General features: G+C 46.1%; 15 protein-coding genes and 3 pseudogenes. 4 read left to right on the top strand and 14 right to left on the bottom strand.

What is annotated here, in order from left to right:
- Window positions 1–537: 537 nt before the first annotated feature.
- The 6 genes from L1N85_RS25265 to L1N85_RS25240 all read right to left on the bottom strand — a co-directional run bounded on the left by L1N85_RS25265 (window position 538) and on the right by L1N85_RS25240 (window position 8,097).
- On the bottom strand, window positions 538–1,149 hold the full coding sequence (locus tag L1N85_RS25265; RefSeq protein ID WP_235241790.1) for an FMN-binding negative transcriptional regulator: 612 nt from the start codon (window positions 1,147–1,149) through the stop codon (window positions 538–540).
- A 132-nt stretch (window positions 1,150–1,281) separates the two neighbouring features.
- Window positions 1,282–1,578 (bottom strand): GNAT family N-acetyltransferase, encoded by a 297-nt coding sequence (locus tag L1N85_RS25260; protein ID WP_235241789.1) that lies wholly within the window; start codon window positions 1,576–1,578, stop codon window positions 1,282–1,284.
- Between the two features lie 260 nt (window positions 1,579–1,838).
- Window positions 1,839–2,354 (bottom strand): AAA family ATPase, encoded by a 516-nt coding sequence (locus L1N85_RS25255; RefSeq protein WP_235241788.1) that lies wholly within the window; start codon window positions 2,352–2,354, stop codon window positions 1,839–1,841.
- 187 nt (window positions 2,355–2,541) lie between these two features.
- Complete coding sequence (gene nasC / locus L1N85_RS25250; RefSeq protein WP_235241787.1) at window positions 2,542–4,668, bottom strand: assimilatory nitrate reductase catalytic subunit NasC; 2,127 nt, start codon at window positions 4,666–4,668, stop codon at window positions 2,542–2,544.
- Window positions 4,656–6,803 carry a nitrite reductase large subunit NirB gene (gene nirB, locus L1N85_RS25245; protein WP_235241786.1) on the bottom strand — a complete coding sequence of 716 codons (2,148 nt, stop codon included), beginning with the start codon at window positions 6,801–6,803 and terminating at the stop codon, window positions 4,656–4,658. The genes nasC and nirB overlap by 13 nt, the downstream gene beginning before the upstream one ends.
- Window positions 6,804–6,831: 28 nt before the next feature.
- Entirely contained in the window at window positions 6,832–8,097 is a 1,266-nt protein-coding gene (locus tag L1N85_RS25240) for a molybdopterin molybdotransferase MoeA (RefSeq protein WP_235241785.1), read from the bottom strand.
- Between the two features lie 306 nt (window positions 8,098–8,403).
- Between L1N85_RS25240 and L1N85_RS25235 the strand changes: the two are divergent.
- A pseudogene (locus tag L1N85_RS25235) lies at window positions 8,404–8,557 on the top strand (MFS transporter); the annotation flags it as partial.
- A gap of 210 nt (window positions 8,558–8,767) precedes the next feature.
- On the opposite strand, the gene L1N85_RS25230 reads toward L1N85_RS25235, so the two are convergent.
- Window positions 8,768–9,166, bottom strand: a complete 399-nt coding sequence (locus L1N85_RS25230) for an RDD family protein (RefSeq protein ID WP_235241784.1) — start codon at window positions 9,164–9,166, stop codon at window positions 8,768–8,770.
- Between the two features lie 80 nt (window positions 9,167–9,246).
- A pseudogene (locus L1N85_RS25225) lies at window positions 9,247–9,534 on the bottom strand (alpha/beta fold hydrolase); the annotation flags it as partial.
- Between the two features lie 614 nt (window positions 9,535–10,148).
- Here L1N85_RS25225 and L1N85_RS25220 point away from each other — a divergent pair.
- A complete protein-coding gene (locus tag L1N85_RS25220; RefSeq protein ID WP_235241783.1) occupies window positions 10,149–10,298 on the top strand; it encodes a hypothetical protein in 150 nt (49 codons plus the stop codon).
- 117 nt (window positions 10,299–10,415) lie between these two features.
- Here the strand turns inward: L1N85_RS25220 and spoVAE are convergent, their stop codons facing one another.
- The 4 genes from spoVAE to L1N85_RS25200 are packed head-to-tail and all read right to left on the bottom strand — an operon-like array spanning window position 10,416 to window position 13,152.
- Window positions 10,416–10,766 (bottom strand): stage V sporulation protein AE, encoded by a 351-nt coding sequence (spoVAE, locus tag L1N85_RS25215; protein ID WP_235241782.1) that lies wholly within the window; start codon window positions 10,764–10,766, stop codon window positions 10,416–10,418.
- Complete coding sequence (gene spoVAD, locus L1N85_RS25210; protein ID WP_235241781.1) at window positions 10,763–11,782, bottom strand: stage V sporulation protein AD; 1,020 nt, start codon at window positions 11,780–11,782, stop codon at window positions 10,763–10,765. The genes spoVAE and spoVAD overlap by 4 nt, the downstream gene beginning before the upstream one ends.
- Window position 11,783: 1 nt before the next feature.
- Complete coding sequence (spoVAC, locus tag L1N85_RS25205) at window positions 11,784–12,266, bottom strand: stage V sporulation protein AC (protein ID WP_235241780.1); 483 nt, start codon at window positions 12,264–12,266, stop codon at window positions 11,784–11,786.
- A gap of 25 nt (window positions 12,267–12,291) precedes the next feature.
- Window positions 12,292–13,152 carry a DUF421 domain-containing protein gene (locus L1N85_RS25200; protein WP_235241791.1) on the bottom strand — a complete coding sequence of 287 codons (861 nt, stop codon included), beginning with the start codon at window positions 13,150–13,152 and terminating at the stop codon, window positions 12,292–12,294.
- Window positions 13,153–13,385: 233 nt separating this feature from the next.
- Between L1N85_RS25200 and L1N85_RS25195 the strand changes: the two genes are divergently transcribed.
- On the top strand, window positions 13,386–13,592 hold the full coding sequence (locus L1N85_RS25195; protein WP_235241779.1) for a DUF1657 domain-containing protein: 207 nt from the start codon (window positions 13,386–13,388) through the stop codon (window positions 13,590–13,592).
- Window positions 13,593–13,724: 132 nt separating this feature from the next.
- On the opposite strand, the gene L1N85_RS25190 is transcribed toward L1N85_RS25195, so the two are convergent.
- Both L1N85_RS25190 and L1N85_RS25185 read right to left on the bottom strand, forming a co-directional pair.
- The gene (locus L1N85_RS25190) at window positions 13,725–14,303 is read right to left on the bottom strand and encodes a YhcN/YlaJ family sporulation lipoprotein (RefSeq protein ID WP_235241778.1); all 579 of its coding nucleotides are present in this window, start codon (window positions 14,301–14,303) and stop codon (window positions 13,725–13,727) included.
- 63 nt (window positions 14,304–14,366) lie between these two features.
- Window positions 14,367–14,468, bottom strand: a pseudogene (locus L1N85_RS25185) (stage V sporulation protein AE); the annotation flags it as partial.
- A 436-nt stretch (window positions 14,469–14,904) separates the two neighbouring features.
- Here L1N85_RS25185 and L1N85_RS25180 point away from each other — a divergent pair.
- The gene (locus L1N85_RS25180) at window positions 14,905–15,594 is read left to right on the top strand and encodes an endonuclease/exonuclease/phosphatase family protein (RefSeq protein ID WP_235241777.1); all 690 of its coding nucleotides are present in this window, start codon (window positions 14,905–14,907) and stop codon (window positions 15,592–15,594) included.
- Window positions 15,595–15,746 lie beyond the last annotated feature (152 nt).

The following is a 15,746-nucleotide window of genomic DNA, read 5'->3' as shown; positions in this document are numbered from 1 at the left end:
TTCGGGTGACAGCCCTTGTTACAGCGTTCCTTGCTTTCCAAGTCCCTTACGACCTAGCTTTCCGTTCTGAACTTAGGTGCTCCCTCTAGGCCTGTGTGTTTGATGCCGCCATAGTCCGGTATAGCGTATTTCAGAGGAACAATTTTTACTTTACGCCGCTCACCCCATCGTTGGATGGTACATAGGTTTCCATATGTTCTAACTTTAGACCCGTACATTCGGTTGTTCGTCAGTTCCTTTATTATGGAACGATTCTCACCATATCCAGTTTCTCAGCCGCGCGGCATATCCGTTGGCATACCTTATTCGAATGGCTCTAGCCTCCGTTCTGCCGACTCCACCTGTACTTCATACCCCATGACCTGTCAGCCATGACGCACGCAGGAGTATTGGCGGGATGGTTTCAGGAAACATGGTTCCGTCATTCCCATCCTCGGTTGTAAAGTTAAGATTAATGTTTTAATCTCCTGCATTTCACGCTGTTAGGCGCTTATAGCAGAACTTGTCGTACGTACCCGTTAGTTCAATAACCTAAAGTTATTTTTTTAGGTTTGCTTTCATAAGAGAGGCAATCTTTTGTTCGTCTCCATTTTGAATCCGTTCCAGTTGATTAATGACAAGTTCTTGCCGTTGTACTGGATGGTTTTGGCTTAACTTTGCTTTTCCCTCTATCTTGTTGATTCTTATTTTGAATCCTTGAATCCCTTTATTCATCCCAGCGATAAAGTCTGCGTCTACATCTTGCAATCTATATGAACTATCAGGGGCTTCATACTTCAATACCATTTCATGCAAGGAATCCATTAACTCTTTTTCATCATCAATAAGTTTGACTTCGCCGTATACATGAACAGTCACATAATTCCATGTTGGAACTGCTTTATTTGTTTCATACCATGAAGGAGAGATATAGCAATGTGGACCATGAAAAATGGCTAAGACAATTTGATTGCTAATATCCTTCCACTGAGGATTCGGTCGTGCAAAATGCCCATATAAGTATTTGTTCTCCTTATCCAAAATTAAAGGTAAATGAGTAGCAAAGGGTACTCCATTTTGTTGTGAAAACAGTGTTGCAAAGCTATGTTCTTTGATAATGTCGTAAGCGACTTTTATTTCATCAATGTGAAAGTGTGAAGGAATATACATGTTTTACCCTCAATTCTTCTCTCGTTTACTCTTATAACAAAACTGCCCTTCAGCTTAATGACAGAAGGAGCAACTGCCGCGGCGGCAAACTGCTCCCTGGATCGCTGAACTAACGTACCCGTTAGTGGAGTCCTACAACTTTTTCTTCAACAAGAGCTCATCATCCTGATGATAGTTGCATTGTTCATAGGTTTTAATCGCAGCATTGTTTCTTCTTCCTGTTAGTACTTTAACACTTTTCACTCCGCGTTTTTTTAAGTTTTCTTCCAAATAAAATATTAATGAAGTGGCAATGCCCTTTCTTCGAGCAGCTTCCGCAACATACAATTCGGTAATCTCTCCTTGAAGTCCGTTATAACAGAATGATCGAAAACTCTGAGCGCAACCAAAACCAACGACTTTGCCACCTATTTCTGCTACAGCAATCAATTCAGCGCTGTCATTTAGGCTCTCAATTATGTCCGCAGAAGGCCTTGGTCACCTCCGTTAAACTCTTGATTAAGCCTTGAAAGTTGATTTGCATCACTTCGGCTCGCCAGTCTTATCCTTGCATCCAATATCATTCACCCACCTGACTAAATCATAGATTACTAGTGTGAAACTCATCAAAAATCACATTGGCAGCCACCACGTTATATTAAATGCTTTATGCATCACATCTAGATGTGCACCTAGCGTTCTCCGATAGTTCAAATGTATTGAAGAACCCATTTTTTTATTTGAGCCGCTACATCAGCTACGTCGGCATTCGTAGTATCAACGATCGGCATCGATGGGGTATATTCCTTATCCGCATTTTCAAACAACCATTTTGCAAATTTCTTGTAGTCTTGAATCATTTCTTCTGGCCAATTTCTTTCACGTAATCGTTTCTCACGAGTTTCATCATCACAATGTAAATTCAGGTAATATACATGTTTAAAATAAGGAAAGTCAATACATTTTTCAATATCCCAAGTCATTGCTGTTCCACATATTATAGTCATCCGTCCACTCTCAGCAGTATTTCGCGCAACCCGAAGCCAAACGTTTCGTATTTGTTGCTCATCTGAAATACCTACCTCGCGGAGATTATCGATATCAAAGATATCAAAATTTGGCAATATTCTTCGCAGTTCATTGATAACGTAGGTTTTCCCCGATCCACTAGAACCTGTTACGATAAATAGGGGGACCTTTTGCTTAGAACTAATTTCATTATCCATTTACTACTCCACCTTAGATTATGATGTACATACTCAATTTATCTTATATACATAGTCAATCTATAACAAGAGCCTTTATTATTATATCTAAATTTAACCATGAAAGTAACTGAACTAACAAAAATAGCCGCGAAATCGCGGCACAGTAGAGCTATTCTTGCAATGGCCTTTCCCTGTAAGGCCGCCTCTAACGAAGAGGCCTTATCGATACCGCGGACGTTTTAAAGCCTGGCATTTTACAGTTTGGATCAAGCTCCGGGCTGGTTGCCTTATTCACATTTTGCACGCCGCCCCAGTGCATGGGAACAAACAGAGTATCCTCCCGGATCTTATCCGTAATGCGGCTGCGAACGCTGAAGCTGCCTCTGCGGGAGCTAACCTCGACCCACTCGCCATCCTCGATCTTATATTTTCTGGCCGTTCGCGGATGAAGCTCAATGAAGTTCTCTACGCTGCGCGCGGCTAAAGACGGGCTTCGGCGCGTCTGCACGCCAGTTAAATAGTGAGAGAGCACTCTTCCATTGGTCATTGTTAGCGGAAATTGCTCATCCGGGATCTCTTGCGGCAGTCTGCTTTGAACAGGATGGAAAATGGCTTTGCCGTCTGCATGAGCGAAGGCTTGCTCGAACAGCATGCCGTTTGTATCGTTTTCCTCCGTAGAAGGACAAGGCCAATATACGCCGCCATCGCGACGCAGCCTGTCATACGTAATGCCGTAATAATCCGCTAAGCCGCCGCGGCTTGCGAGTCTTAGCTCATTAAAAATTTGCTCAGCGGATTCAAATGGAAAGTACCGTTGTTTTCCGAGCATTTCGGCCAATTCGCATAGAATGCTCCAATCATGCCGCGTTTCTCCCGGGGCCGCTATCGTTGTTTCTCTTAGAAGTACGCGGCCTTCCAAATTCGTTAATGTTCCATCATTTTCTAAATAGGCGGTAACGGGCAGTACGACATCGGCCATTCGGGCCGTCTCCGACAGAAACATATCCGCTACGACAAGAAAATCAATTTTGGATAACCCTTCTTCTACCAAATCAGCATTCGGATTGGAAACAACCGGGTTGGAGCCCATCACGAACAAAGAACGAATGGCTCCCTGATGAACAAGCTCCATCATTTCATAGGCGGATACTCCTTTGCGCGGAATTTCCTGAGACTCGACTCCCCACACCTTTGCGACATAGGCACGATCCTGTTCGTCATCAATGCTGCGGTAGCCCGGCAGTTGATCGCTCTTCTGGCCATGCTCCCGTCCACCCTGTCCGTTGCCTTGACCGGTTATCGCTCCATATCCGCAGCCCGGCTTCCCGATTTTCCCCGTAGCCAGCACGATATTCAAAAAATTTCTAACGGCAACATGACCGTCCGTCTGCTGCTCGACACCTCTTGCCGTGAACAAAATGCCCGTCTCAGCCTGACCGTACGTCACTGCCGCTTTATGAATGATTGCTTTATCCAAGCCCGTCATTTCAGCTATTTCATCTAAGTCAACGGCAGCCAAATGCTGCTTCAAACCGGCAAAACCGTTCGTACGATCCGAAATAAACGTCTCGTCCAGCAGGCTCTCGCTCAGCAGCACCTTAAGCATTCCGTTTGCCAATGCCGCATCAGTGCCCGGCTTAATTTGCAGATGAATGTCGGCAATGGCGGCCGTAGCGGTCACTCTCGGATCGATGACGATGATGAAGGCTCCATTTTCCTTCGCCTTCGTAAAATAAGGCATTAATGTAGGCTGGCATTCCGCGATATTTGTTCCGGCTAAAATAATGCAGCGAGCAAGCGGAATATCGGACAGCCTGCAAGTTAATCCGCGATCGATTCCAAACGTTTTGTTGCCCGCGGAAGCCGCGGCCGACATACAGAAGCGGCCGTTATAATCGATATATTTTGTCCCCAAAGCGATGCGGGCAAATTTTCCGAGCAAATAGGCTGCTTCATTCGTTAGCGAGCCTCCGCCGTACAAGCCGATAGCATCGGGGCCATATCGCTCGCTTACATCAAGGAAATTATCGCGGATACGATTTAACGCCTCCTCCCAGGATGCGGGAGTTAGCTTGCCATCCTTTTTCACTAACGGCTGCAGCAGTCGGTCCGTACTTGTTACATGCTGGTGGGCATTCATCCCTTTCACGCACAAGCGTCCTTCGGATGCGGCGTTCGGGATACCTTCCACGGAATAGGTGCTGCGTTGCGTGCCGGGCAACGGTATATTTTTTGTCAGGCGGATTTTACATTGGACGCTGCAGAAGGGGCATTGCGTATCCACGTGAAAGCCCGATTCCCGGCTTGCCGGATCTGTTATCATTTGCTGCATATGCCTTCACCGAGCCTTTCTTCGCTTTTTAAGGATAGACGGGGAGCGCCTGCCCGGTCCGCCAGCTCAAGGCGGTAATCGGTATCGAACAGTATTTCCCTAATTTCAATAATACCTTCCCTCTCCATCCATTTCCACATCGGTTCACCGAAATCGGCTCTTTCCCGGTATAGCTGCATGCAAGCCACGGCATATTCTAAAGCGAGCGAATCGCTTTCCGCTATTCCGATCAACTGTCCTTGCTTGACCGGATTTTCCGCATGTCCCGCCGCATAAATTTCCCAGCCTGCCGGCGCTCCTGTTATGCCAATGTCATGTACGAGCACGCCAGCCGGATTGTGAATGCCGGACGTAATGACGGCTCTCATCGGCATTGGAAAAGGCAAGGTCTCACCCGCGTTATAAAGAGACGTTCCGAGCAGGCGGGAATCATATCCGGCACTTTCCTCCTGCTGATCATCGGTTACGATTCCAACTGAAAGGCCGACATACGATTCGCTTCTGCTTGCTAAGGTTCGGCTAGTATCCGCAATAGGCTGTAAAAGGGCTATATAATAATGGATGGCCGGCCTACAGGCCGGACAGCCCGACGCGACTCGCCAGCCAAGCGCAAGCATAGCTTCCTGCGAATTTGCAAATTCGCTTTCGGCAATCGCTGCCTTAAGCAGCTCATGGCTTAAATCCGTACACCCGCATACGGCCGGTGCCGATGAAGCCATGCCTTCTTTGCCATGGCGGAGCGCGAATTTCACGACAGCCGCAACCATTGGCCGGCATCCGCCGCAGGAGCTTGATGCCTTCGTGCGGTCCCGCACCTGTTCGGTTGTTTGCAAGCCGTCTTCTATGACGGCACACATGATTGCCGATTTGCAGACGGCATTGCATGCGCAGACCGTCTCGCGATCAGGCATAGCCGCTACGATATCGTCTTGATCAGAGCCGCCGCTGTTATCCGAAGCATTGGACAGCGCTGATACCGGCGCTTCCCTCTTCACTAATCCGAGTAATGAAGTACCTTCCGATGTATCTCCGAACAAAATGGCTCCGCGAACGATTCCGCCTCTCATCGTTACTTTTTTGTAGGTGCCGCGTATGCCGTCATACGTTTGCAGCGCCGTATCCGCTTCATCCTCACGAATATCGCCTGCCGAAAATACTTCCACGCCCGATACTTTGAGCTGAGCATAAGGGACCGAGCCTGTATATGGATTCGATTCCTGATTGCAGATCACCCGGGCCAGCACCTTCCCTTGCTCATATAATGGAGCAACAAGGCCGTAGGCGATCCCCCGATGCTCGGCGCATTCGCCGACCGCGTATACGCCAGGGATGCTGGTGCGCATGTAATCATCGACAACAATCGCTCTGTTAGTCTCTATGCCGCTGCTGCGCGCAAGCTCAATGTTTGGCCTTATGCCAACCGATATGACGACTAAATCCGCTTCCAAGGTGGCGCCTGTCGAAAATCGTATACCCTTCGCTCTGCTTCTGCCCGTAATGCTCTCCGTCTCTTTGTTTAACCAAAAACGCATCCCTTGCTGCTCAAGCTCCTTGCGCAGCAATTCTGCTGACATACGGTCGAGCTGCCTATTCATCAGGTAAGGCGCGTTGTGGATGACATCCGTTTCCATGCCTAGATTCAGCAAGCCTCTAGCTGCTTCAAGCCCTAACAGGCCTCCTCCGATAACGGCGGCTTTGCGGTATTTTTTCGCATAATCCATCATCGTATTGCAGTCATCTATATTACGGAACGATATGACGCCCGACTTTTGAACGCCAATAATCGACGGAATGAATGCCGAAGAGCCCGTTGCGATAATAAGAGAATCGTATTCCGCCCGCAAGCCCGATAACGTCTCCACATACTTAGAACCGGTTTGAATGCGAACGACGGTTTCTCCCGTAAATAGGCGAATTCCCTTTTCTTCATACCAAGACCAATCATTAATAATAATATCCTCTATTGCGGAATCGCCCTGCAGCACCTTTGACAAAAGGATTCGGTTATAATTCGGTCGAGGCTCGTTTCCGAAAATCGTAATGTGAAAGCGCTGAGAGTCAAGCTTATATATTTCTTCTACGCATTTGACGCCCGCCATGCCATTTCCGATCACGACCAGTCTTTTTCTCTCCATGTATGTTCACATCCACTCTTGCAATTTACTAAATAGATAAGGATACAAAACGAACCTCTTCGCCTGCGGAGGCGCCAGCGCCTCCGGCTGGAATGAGCACAAGCGCATTCGCTCTGGCGAAAGCTGCCACATTACCCGATTTATCATGACGCAAGGGCTCAACCATCCACTCTTTATCTGCGCGATATACGAAAGCTCTGGCATACCTCGGATAAGGCGATGGTTTAGTAATGGAATCGATTAATCGTCCGTCGATCCATTCAGATCGGTATTCATTCCTTCCGGTTGCCTTTAGGGCGACCGGCCGGACGAGCAGCTCCAAACCGGCGAAGCATGCGGACGGGTTGCCGGATAAACATATGAGCAGCTTAGATTGAAATTGATAAGCGGAGGTCGGCGTACCCGGCCGCATAACGACCTTCGTAAACAAAGGCTCTCCTCCGATGCTTTCGGCGGCAAGCTTCACGTAATCATAATCGCCAACCGATACACCCCCGGTCGTAATGACCAGATCTGCCCGTTCCAGCGCATCTTTCATCGCCGTTTCAATAGAAGGCTTGCAGTCCGGTACCGGCGAGCAGCGTATAACGCTTGCCCCAAGCTCGCGCAGCCGGGCACTAATCATATAACTGTTCGCGTCATAGATGCGTCCGGATTTTAATTCCTCTCCAGGCAGAGTTAATTCATCCCCTACAGGAAGGATCGCGACTGCGGGTTTACGATAGACGGTTACTTCCGTGAAGCCGAAGGAAGCGAGTACAGCGATTTCCTTTGCTTTGATGGTTGTACCGCGGAATAAAATTTTCAGACCCTGCGGAACATCCTCGCCCTTCTCGGCAATGTGCTGCCCCTTTGGATATGGCCTATCGATTTGAATGGAAGGAATGCCTCGCAGTCCGCTTCGCGGGTTGACTGCCTCTTGCATAACGATCGTATCGCAGCCTTTAGGGACCGGCGCTCCGGTGAAGATGCGTATCGCATCCATGATGCCGGCTTCAAGGTCGCAGCCGGGGTCGGATTGCCCGGAACGAATTTCGTCGCGGACCGTCAAACGTACCGGCTGATCCTTACTGGCACTCAAGGAAGCGGCGGAGCAGATCGCATAACCGTCCATGGCTGCCCTGCGAAATGGCGGTAATGAGAACGGGCTTTCGATATCACATGCAAGCACCCGATTAGTCGCTTCATCTATTGGGACCGTTTCGCAGGAAGGCTCCCTCATTTCTCTGATCAGCTTCATAATGGCAATGGATACGGAAGCGGTTAATGGCTGAATTGCGTTTATGACCGACATGGTAACCCTCCTTAGCGAAAATGCAAACGTGTTAATAAGCATTAAAAACCCTTTCCCGCGCATCGGGGAAAAGGCATCCTTGCCGGAAGAGACAGCACGCCACTCTGCCGTACTCCATATATAATGTAAGATTAGTGCATGCCGTTTTATATGTCAATATATCTTACAACAGATTTTAAATATTTTTATACTCAAAATATGTGTAAGGTATATTGACACATACATTACGCAAATCTATAATTCTAGTCAGGAACACAAATAGAGCCTTATTAGGTTTGAAAAGATAGCACATGGAGAGATTTCGATAGCTTTATGATCTGGGTGTTAATCGGGCCGCTCGCCGTCATTATTGCCGGACGACTATCCGGTGAGTCCCGTAGAGAAAGCTAATCTCGTTGCTCTGCCCATTCTGGGGGGATCGATATTAAGATTAGCGTTAGGTTTCATGACAGATTTTGTTCCTTCCAACCCATTTCCATCATCTTCTCTATCGAAGCTGGATATTGATCCTGATGCGCTGCAAATTCCGGTAATGAAGCTGAGCATTCAGCCGTACATCGAGAATGCAATCTGTATACCGTATTCAACCGCTTAAGTTGAGCAATCAAAAAAGGGGAATGCAATCGTTGACAGCGATTGCATTCCCCGCTTGCCTTCCTTCAGATTCCGCTTAATCATGTACAACTTCCGTACCGGCAATAAAATCGTGAATCGCTCGTTTATCCTCCCTTAAAGCGATCATGAATGCACTTACAATCACACCAATTCCTAACGTCAGACCATATACGATGCCTGAGACTACTACACGTAAAAGCATCGTGCCTATACCGGGAGGCGAGTGATCGGCGACCCTTCTTATTCGAATTCTGCAAATGCGCTTTCCGATGGTATAGCCCTTCCAAAGGACAGGTACAAGCAAGGAATACAAAAAGGACAAAATATTCGTAAAATACTCTTTGCCGTCCCCTCCAGAAATGATGAAAGACAAGATGGTCAAAGGGACGGCAAGAATGATCGCATCTAACACATTTGCCCCTAACCGGATCCAAAAGCCAGCTTCTTGGTTCATAGGCAACAACCTCCACCTTTTTTTTCAATCATATTCTCTTGCTTTGTCTATTATGTATCATCTTAAACCGCTGAGCGACGCCCGACAAGAGTGAAGGATTGCAGCTTGAGCGCATCTACGACGGCACGGACATCATCTGCCAAACGATCATAGGAATAGCCGAGCCATGGCTTATCGGATTTTCCAAAGCCTCTAAGATCTATCCCAATGCAGCGGTAGCCAAGCGCGGGAAGCACATCGAATTGATATTCGAACAGTTTATGATTTGCCGGCCAGCCGTGAATAAACAGGATCGTCTTCGCGCTGCTCGGGTTAACGTCCTCCACGTATATATTTACACCCGGTTCTACTTCAACATAATACCCCATCCGAATACCTCCATAAAATTTAAGTCTCATCTGACTTAACATACTCAGTAAATCGTCAATAGGTGAATATCTAAGGCAGCATCAGCTTACTACAATGATTTTCATTTGCTCGGACGAGTCGATTTTATGTCGTTAACTTTTTATTTTGCAATGCAAGTTTTGACAAATTTTACGCTTATCATCTGCTACAATATATATCAAGTTGTCCATCATAGAATAGGAGCGTTGATATGAATACAATAGCGAACGAACATTTTAAGAACGAAACGATTGTTTTTGACGGATTTAGCTTTATTGGGTGCACGTTTACGAATTGCGTTATTATTATTACAACGTTAGACTTTAACTTTCACAGCTGTTCCTTTTTCGAATCCAACTTGCATGTAAATCCGGAGCTCTCTATTTTTGAAATTTCACATAAGCTTTCACAATCAACGTATGACCATGGTACCAACTGCTACCGAAACGATTATAAGTATCCGAGAACGGCTCTGGACCTACCGACTGCTACCGTTCATTAACGGGCTGACGGCCATTATTTTCCTCCTTATACCAGTCTTATTTATTTTAAGGCTATCATAGCCTAAAGTAAACAGATTAAGGAGGAATGGATCATGCCTGTTTTCTTATACCAGATTGCCTTATTAATCATTGCTTTAAGATCCGTTTATGTCATGGTGCAGCTTGATTTGAAACGGAAGGATTGGATCAACACCGCATACCACGCGGCAATCGCTTTTATATGTATTTATATTTTGCTGTGACCCGTTAATCATCTATATGCTAAAAACCGCCCTCCAATTGGAGGGCGGTGAAAAAGGCCTCGATTCTTTATTCACATAAAGGATCGAGGCCTTTTTTGCCTATTGCTCTCTTCTGCCTTATCCTTTTGGCTTAACCAGCAAGGCTGCCAAAAATGAGAAAATAATGGCTGCCGAAATACCTGCGCTGGTTACCTTGAATATTCCGGTAATGACTCCGATCCATCCGGTTTCCTGTAATTCCTCCAAAGCGCCGTGAACCAGAGCGTTCCCAAAACTAGTGATCGGAACGGAAGCGCCGGCTCCGGCAAATTTAACGAGCGGGTCATACAAGCCAAGTCCGTCGCCGACTGCTCCCAGCACGACGAGTAACGTCATGGTATGCGCTGGTGTCAGTTTAAACACATCGAAACAAAGCTGGCCGAAGACGCAAATTGCCCCCCCTACAAGAAAGGCCCATAAATAGATCATGTCAGATTCCCTCCTGCTTCAATCGCTACAGCATGCGCGATACTAGGAATACTTTCACTTTGTTGAAACGAAAGCGGCGATAAGAGCGCCCCTGTCGCAACAACAAGCATGCGTTTGATTTCTCCCTTACGCATCCGTTTCAGTAAATGACCGTAGGTGACAACGGCCGAACAGCCGCAACCGCTCGCACCTGCCTGTACCATCTGAGTATCGTAGTCGTAAATCATCATGCCGCAGTCGGCATACTCCGTTTGATGAATTGGAAAATTGTGTTTTTCAAACAATTTGCAGGCAATCTCATAGCCTACCTTGGCCAGATCGCCTGTCACGATCAGATCATAATAACCGGGCTCGATTTGTAAATCCCGAAAATGTGCTTGAATGGTGTCAACCGCAGCGGGTGCCATAGCTGCCCCCATATTAAACGGATCCGTAATTCCCATATCGATAACCCGGCCAATGGTCGCTGACGCGACAACAGGTCCTTCTCCTTCCTGCGAAACGATCGATGCACCGGCACCCGTCACAGTATATTGGGCAGTTGGCGGCTTTTGCGAACCGTATTCCGTCGGATATCGGAACTGCTTCTCTGCGCTTGCATTATGACTGCAGGTCCCAGCCAGTATGAATTTCGCAGCTCCGCCATTAACGAGAGCGGACGCAAGTGCAAGGCTTTCCATCGAGGTTGAACAAGCACCGAACACGCCAAGATAGGGAATCGACAGAGTGCGGGCTGCAAAGCTGGTGCTGATAATTTGATTCATCAAATCGCCGCCGATATGAAATTGAACTTGTTCCTTGGTTATCCCTGCTTTTTCAATCGCCAGTTTTGCGGCTTGTTCGATCAAAACTTTTTCGGCTTTTTCCCAGCTTTCTTCTTCCAGCATGGAGTCACCATGTATGATGTCAAAATCGCGGGCAAGGGGACCCATGCCTTCAAACGGGCCAACCACGGTAGCCGATGCACGAATAACCGGTTTATTTTCAAAGATCCAACTTTGATGCCCTTTTAGCATATCAGTGTCCTCCTCCAGTACCCTTAAACACTAACGTGACGATACCAACAAAAAATGCCGCGACAGTTCCAAAGACAATAACCGGCCCTGCAAGTTTGAACATTTTTCCGCCAACGCCTAAAACCAATCCTTCACTGCGATGTTCAATAGCGGCGGATGCCATCGAATTTGCAAAACCGGTAACGGGAACAGCCGAACCGGCACCCGCCCATTGCGCGAATTTGTCGTATACACCGAGGCTCGTTAAAATAACAGAAATGAGAATTAACACGGCCACAGTGGGATTGGATGCTTCTTTCTCATTAAAGCCGACCCAATGAACAAACATATCCTGAATTGCTTGTCCAACCACACAAATCGATCCCCCGGCAAGAAACGCACGCCAGCAGTTCTGGAATAGGGGCCGTTTCGGTTCAAGCTGTTTAGCGAGTTTTTGATATTCCTGTTGAACGGGCGTTGCTTTTTTCATCTTGTTATTGGCCATTGTTAATCCTCCTGATTCATCTTATCTAACGAATGAGCAGCGGTTTGACTTCCTCAATGACCCGTTCCAGCTCTTTTGCACATTCTTCATACATTTTCTTTGCTTTTGGCGCTTTCGTGGATAGACTGAACATTTCGAGATCCGCTTCACATTTTTTTAAAGTCGCCAGCAAAGAAGCTTTTTTCTGAGGCTCAGGGACTTTGATCTGATCGTCAAATAAATCAACATAAAGCTGGCCGTAGGCATCTACCTGGCCAAGAAACACGTTTTCTATTGCGACACCTATCGTTTCGAGTTCCGTATCCAGCCATTCCCGGTTAAGTCCCATTTTAGCCAATGGTTCATCCATGATCTCTCCATCCATAACGACTACCTGCGGTTCCTGTTCGGGGCCTACTTTGATGCCTAAGTGCTTGGGTGTTAGTGGTTGATTTTCTTTCGTTAGCAGGACGTTGATGTCTCCACTCGGTTCCATTACCGCAAATTGTACGTTCGCTGCTTGGAATACATTTTTTTTTCGCAGCTGTTCCATCAGTTCGTCGGTGGAAAGTCGTTCCTTCTTGAGATTATCCTCCAGAATTTTTCCATCTTTAATCAACACCGTTGCTTTACTATCGATAATCTCCCTTGCTTTTTTACTCTTGAGTTGTAAAAACTCGAATCCTAAGGAAACGGCTGCCCATACAGACAATGAAACGATACCTAAATACCAATTTTCTTCAATATCTAATGAAATATAGGCAGCTATGCTTCCAACCGTGATCCCGGTTATGTATTCAAAAAAGGATAGCTGGGAAACTTGTCGCTTTCCCATTAGCTTGGTCATCATAAAAAGTATGAAAATCGCTAACAATGTCCGCAGTGCAACATGTATCCAATCTGGCATCATATAGTCCCCTTTATTCTTTGCAAGAAGTTTTTATTCCCACTTAGTGGTAAATCATACATAAGCAAGATCGTCAGTTTTCCGTCTTTTTATTCATTGAAATGTAAATCTTTTTTTGTTCTCATTTGGTGTATGATTCCGAAAAAACGGGATACATTATATTCGTTGCCTGGATAGGAATAGCAGTAAATTCGTTCGCATTGGCCTTGATTGATTAAAGGAGTTGAATCAAAATGACAGTAGCTTCCCAAGTTAAAACATGTGTCGCTTCATTAAAAAGCGCTCAGGCCAGCTTAGAACAATTCGCTTTGAGCACCCAAAATCAAGAGGCAAAAACTCTTTTTACAAACGCGGCCGAGCAAACCCAACAAATTCTGCAGCAAGTCGAAGGCCGAGTACAGCAGTTAGAAAATGAAGAGCCGCAATACAAAGGTTTCTAAGAATGAGGAAACAGCCATGTTCATACGAACATGGCTGTTTTTCTGTGTAAGAATCATGAAGTGGAAAACAAAAATAGACCATCAATTTGATGGTCTATTTTTCATATGGGATTTCATGCATCGAGTCAGGATCTATCTCGCATTCGGAAATATTCTTGCCACTATCTCATTAAACTCTTCCATAAATCCGACAACAGGCCTTCCTTGTTGAACGTCATCGACATATCCATTGATGCGGTCCACAAACTGCGGATTCGTGGATACATAGACATTCTGGATATCGGAATCCGCAGCTCTCACTTGCTTAGCGATCTGATCTTCAATATCGCGCGTCAGCTTATTTTGGTCGCCATCAAGAGCTGCTGCAACGTAAGCATTACGTCGCGTAACAAGCACATTGGCCTGACGGACGCCCTTTAATTTCGTAATGTTTTCGGCAGCTCGATCGGCTACTTCGACCCGATCCTCAGCCGTTCTTAATCCATCGTTGTTGCCATTGCGAATCCCGCCATTATCGACATCTCCAAATGGACGATTAGCCCGGTTATCCGCATTGTTGCGATCATGAAAGATTTCCGGACCACGATCATTGTCCCGAATATTCTGCTGTCTCACCTGATTATTACCATTTAGCGTACATCCTGTTGCAAATAACATCAAGCTTGTCATCATTACGATTAAGATTTTTACGATACTCTTGTTCTTGTACATAGATAGTCTCACTCCTTTTTTGTTTATATTCTCTCTTTCGGTACGATATCCATACATCCAAATTTATCCTTTGGGCATAACGAATAAAACTGCCAAAAAGGAAAAGATGATGGCGGCGGAAACACCAGCGCCAGTGACTTTTAAATTGCCCGTAATAATGCCGATTTAATCCTGAACTCATTGCTGGTAATACATTGTCTGAATGAAAGGATAAGGTCTCTACGCAGAATAAAGATTGTTCCTCTGTAATGAGCCAATTTAACAAGAGGTGGTGAGAATTTATGCAACGGATGACGTCCATACTGGGAAGAATGAATAATCGAAAAACCATCATTTCTTTATTAGCTTTAGGAGTTGGCGCTACTGCTTTTGGCATCACGCGGAGACGTAGATCAAATGGAAACCATTAGAAAAAACGTCTGAGCAGAGTCTTCAAAATTCAAAGCCCTTGGGGTACCAACAAGAAGTTCAAGGGCTTTATTTTTTTTAACTCGATTATTGATTGTGGGACGATAACGCACTCATTTGCATAATAATCCATATTTCCGTACAAATTAATAATCAGACCGGTCATTACATAAAGCGGAAAGCGGTGAATTCAATGAACGCCAGCAACTATATGAGAGTGATGACCTACAGTATACGACACGGAAAAGGCATGGATGGAAAAACCAGTTTGAGCCGTATTGCGGGAGAGATTGCAAAAGCGCATCCGGATCTTGTTGCCTTGCAAGGGGTGGACCGTTTTTTGCCCCGAAGCGGCTTTCAAGATCAGTTGAAGAGGCTGGCTCAACTGCTCGGGATGCATGCCTGCTTCTCTCCCAGCGTGAACCTGTTTATCGTCCAATACGGAAACGCCATATTGAGCCGCTATCCGATCATTTCAAAAAAAATTCAGTATATAGGCGGGTCTAAAGAGCGAAGGAGCATCTTAACCGCAAAACTGCAAATAAATGAAAACACGATTACCGTAGTAAATACCCATTTGGGTGTACATACGAAGGAACGGATAAAACAGCTCCCCGTTCTTTGGGATGCTTTAGATAAGCTGGAACAGCCGGCGATCTTGGCTGGGGACTTTAATATGAAGATGGACGATCCTTTCATGAAACGATTGAACTCCCGATGGCAAAAAATTACGTTACTGAACAAGCAGCCTACCATGGATAATGGTGGAGAGATCGATCATATCTTTGTAAACATGCCGACAGAACAAGCCTCAGCCAGGGTACATCCTTCCGACGCATCGGATCATTATCCGGTCATTGCAGAACTTCGCTGGAGGCAATAGATACGATTCATAGTCGGGGAGCCCAGGAATCCATAGATCTTCGTCCTCCTACTAAGTAGTAGTCTCTCAAAGCTAATAGTAGAGAATGGCTAGATATGGTATGATAATGCCAAAAAGAGGAATATAACGATGCGTCCTATAAAATACCCAGT

The sequence above is a fragment of the Paenibacillus alkaliterrae genome (assembly GCF_021532375.1).
Taxonomy (GTDB): domain Bacteria; phylum Bacillota; class Bacilli; order Paenibacillales; family Paenibacillaceae; genus Pristimantibacillus; species Pristimantibacillus alkaliterrae.
Note: the sequence above shows the minus strand (reverse complement) of the source record. Positions and strands in the feature narration are given on the sequence as shown.

Coding starts and splice junctions, on each gene's coding strand:
- L1N85_RS25265 (WP_235241790.1), bottom strand. CDS start 1,149: ATGTATATTCCTTCACACTTTCACATTGATGAAATAAAAGTCGCTTAC.
- L1N85_RS25255 (WP_235241788.1), bottom strand. CDS start 2,354: ATGGATAATGAAATTAGTTCTAAGCAAAAGGTCCCCCTATTTATCGTA.
- nasC (WP_235241787.1), bottom strand. CDS start 4,668: ATGCAGCAAATGATAACAGATCCGGCAAGCCGGGAATCGGGCTTTCAC.
- nirB (WP_235241786.1), bottom strand. CDS start 6,803: ATGGAGAGAAAAAGACTGGTCGTGATCGGAAATGGCATGGCGGGCGTC.
- L1N85_RS25240 (WP_235241785.1), bottom strand. CDS start 8,097: ATGTCGGTCATAAACGCAATTCAGCCATTAACCGCTTCCGTATCCATT.
- L1N85_RS25230 (WP_235241784.1), bottom strand. CDS start 9,166: ATGAACCAAGAAGCTGGCTTTTGGATCCGGTTAGGGGCAAATGTGTTA.
- L1N85_RS25220 (WP_235241783.1), top strand. CDS start 10,149: ATGCCTGTTTTCTTATACCAGATTGCCTTATTAATCATTGCTTTAAGA.
- spoVAE (WP_235241782.1), bottom strand. CDS start 10,766: ATGATCTATTTATGGGCCTTTCTTGTAGGGGGGGCAATTTGCGTCTTC.
- spoVAD (WP_235241781.1), bottom strand. CDS start 11,782: ATGCTAAAAGGGCATCAAAGTTGGATCTTTGAAAATAAACCGGTTATT.
- spoVAC (WP_235241780.1), bottom strand. CDS start 12,266: ATGGCCAATAACAAGATGAAAAAAGCAACGCCCGTTCAACAGGAATAT.
- L1N85_RS25200 (WP_235241791.1), bottom strand. CDS start 13,152: ATGCCAGATTGGATACATGTTGCACTGCGGACATTGTTAGCGATTTTC.
- L1N85_RS25195 (WP_235241779.1), top strand. CDS start 13,386: ATGACAGTAGCTTCCCAAGTTAAAACATGTGTCGCTTCATTAAAAAGC.
- L1N85_RS25190 (WP_235241778.1), bottom strand. CDS start 14,303: ATGTACAAGAACAAGAGTATCGTAAAAATCTTAATCGTAATGATGACA.
- L1N85_RS25180 (WP_235241777.1), top strand. CDS start 14,905: ATGAACGCCAGCAACTATATGAGAGTGATGACCTACAGTATACGACAC.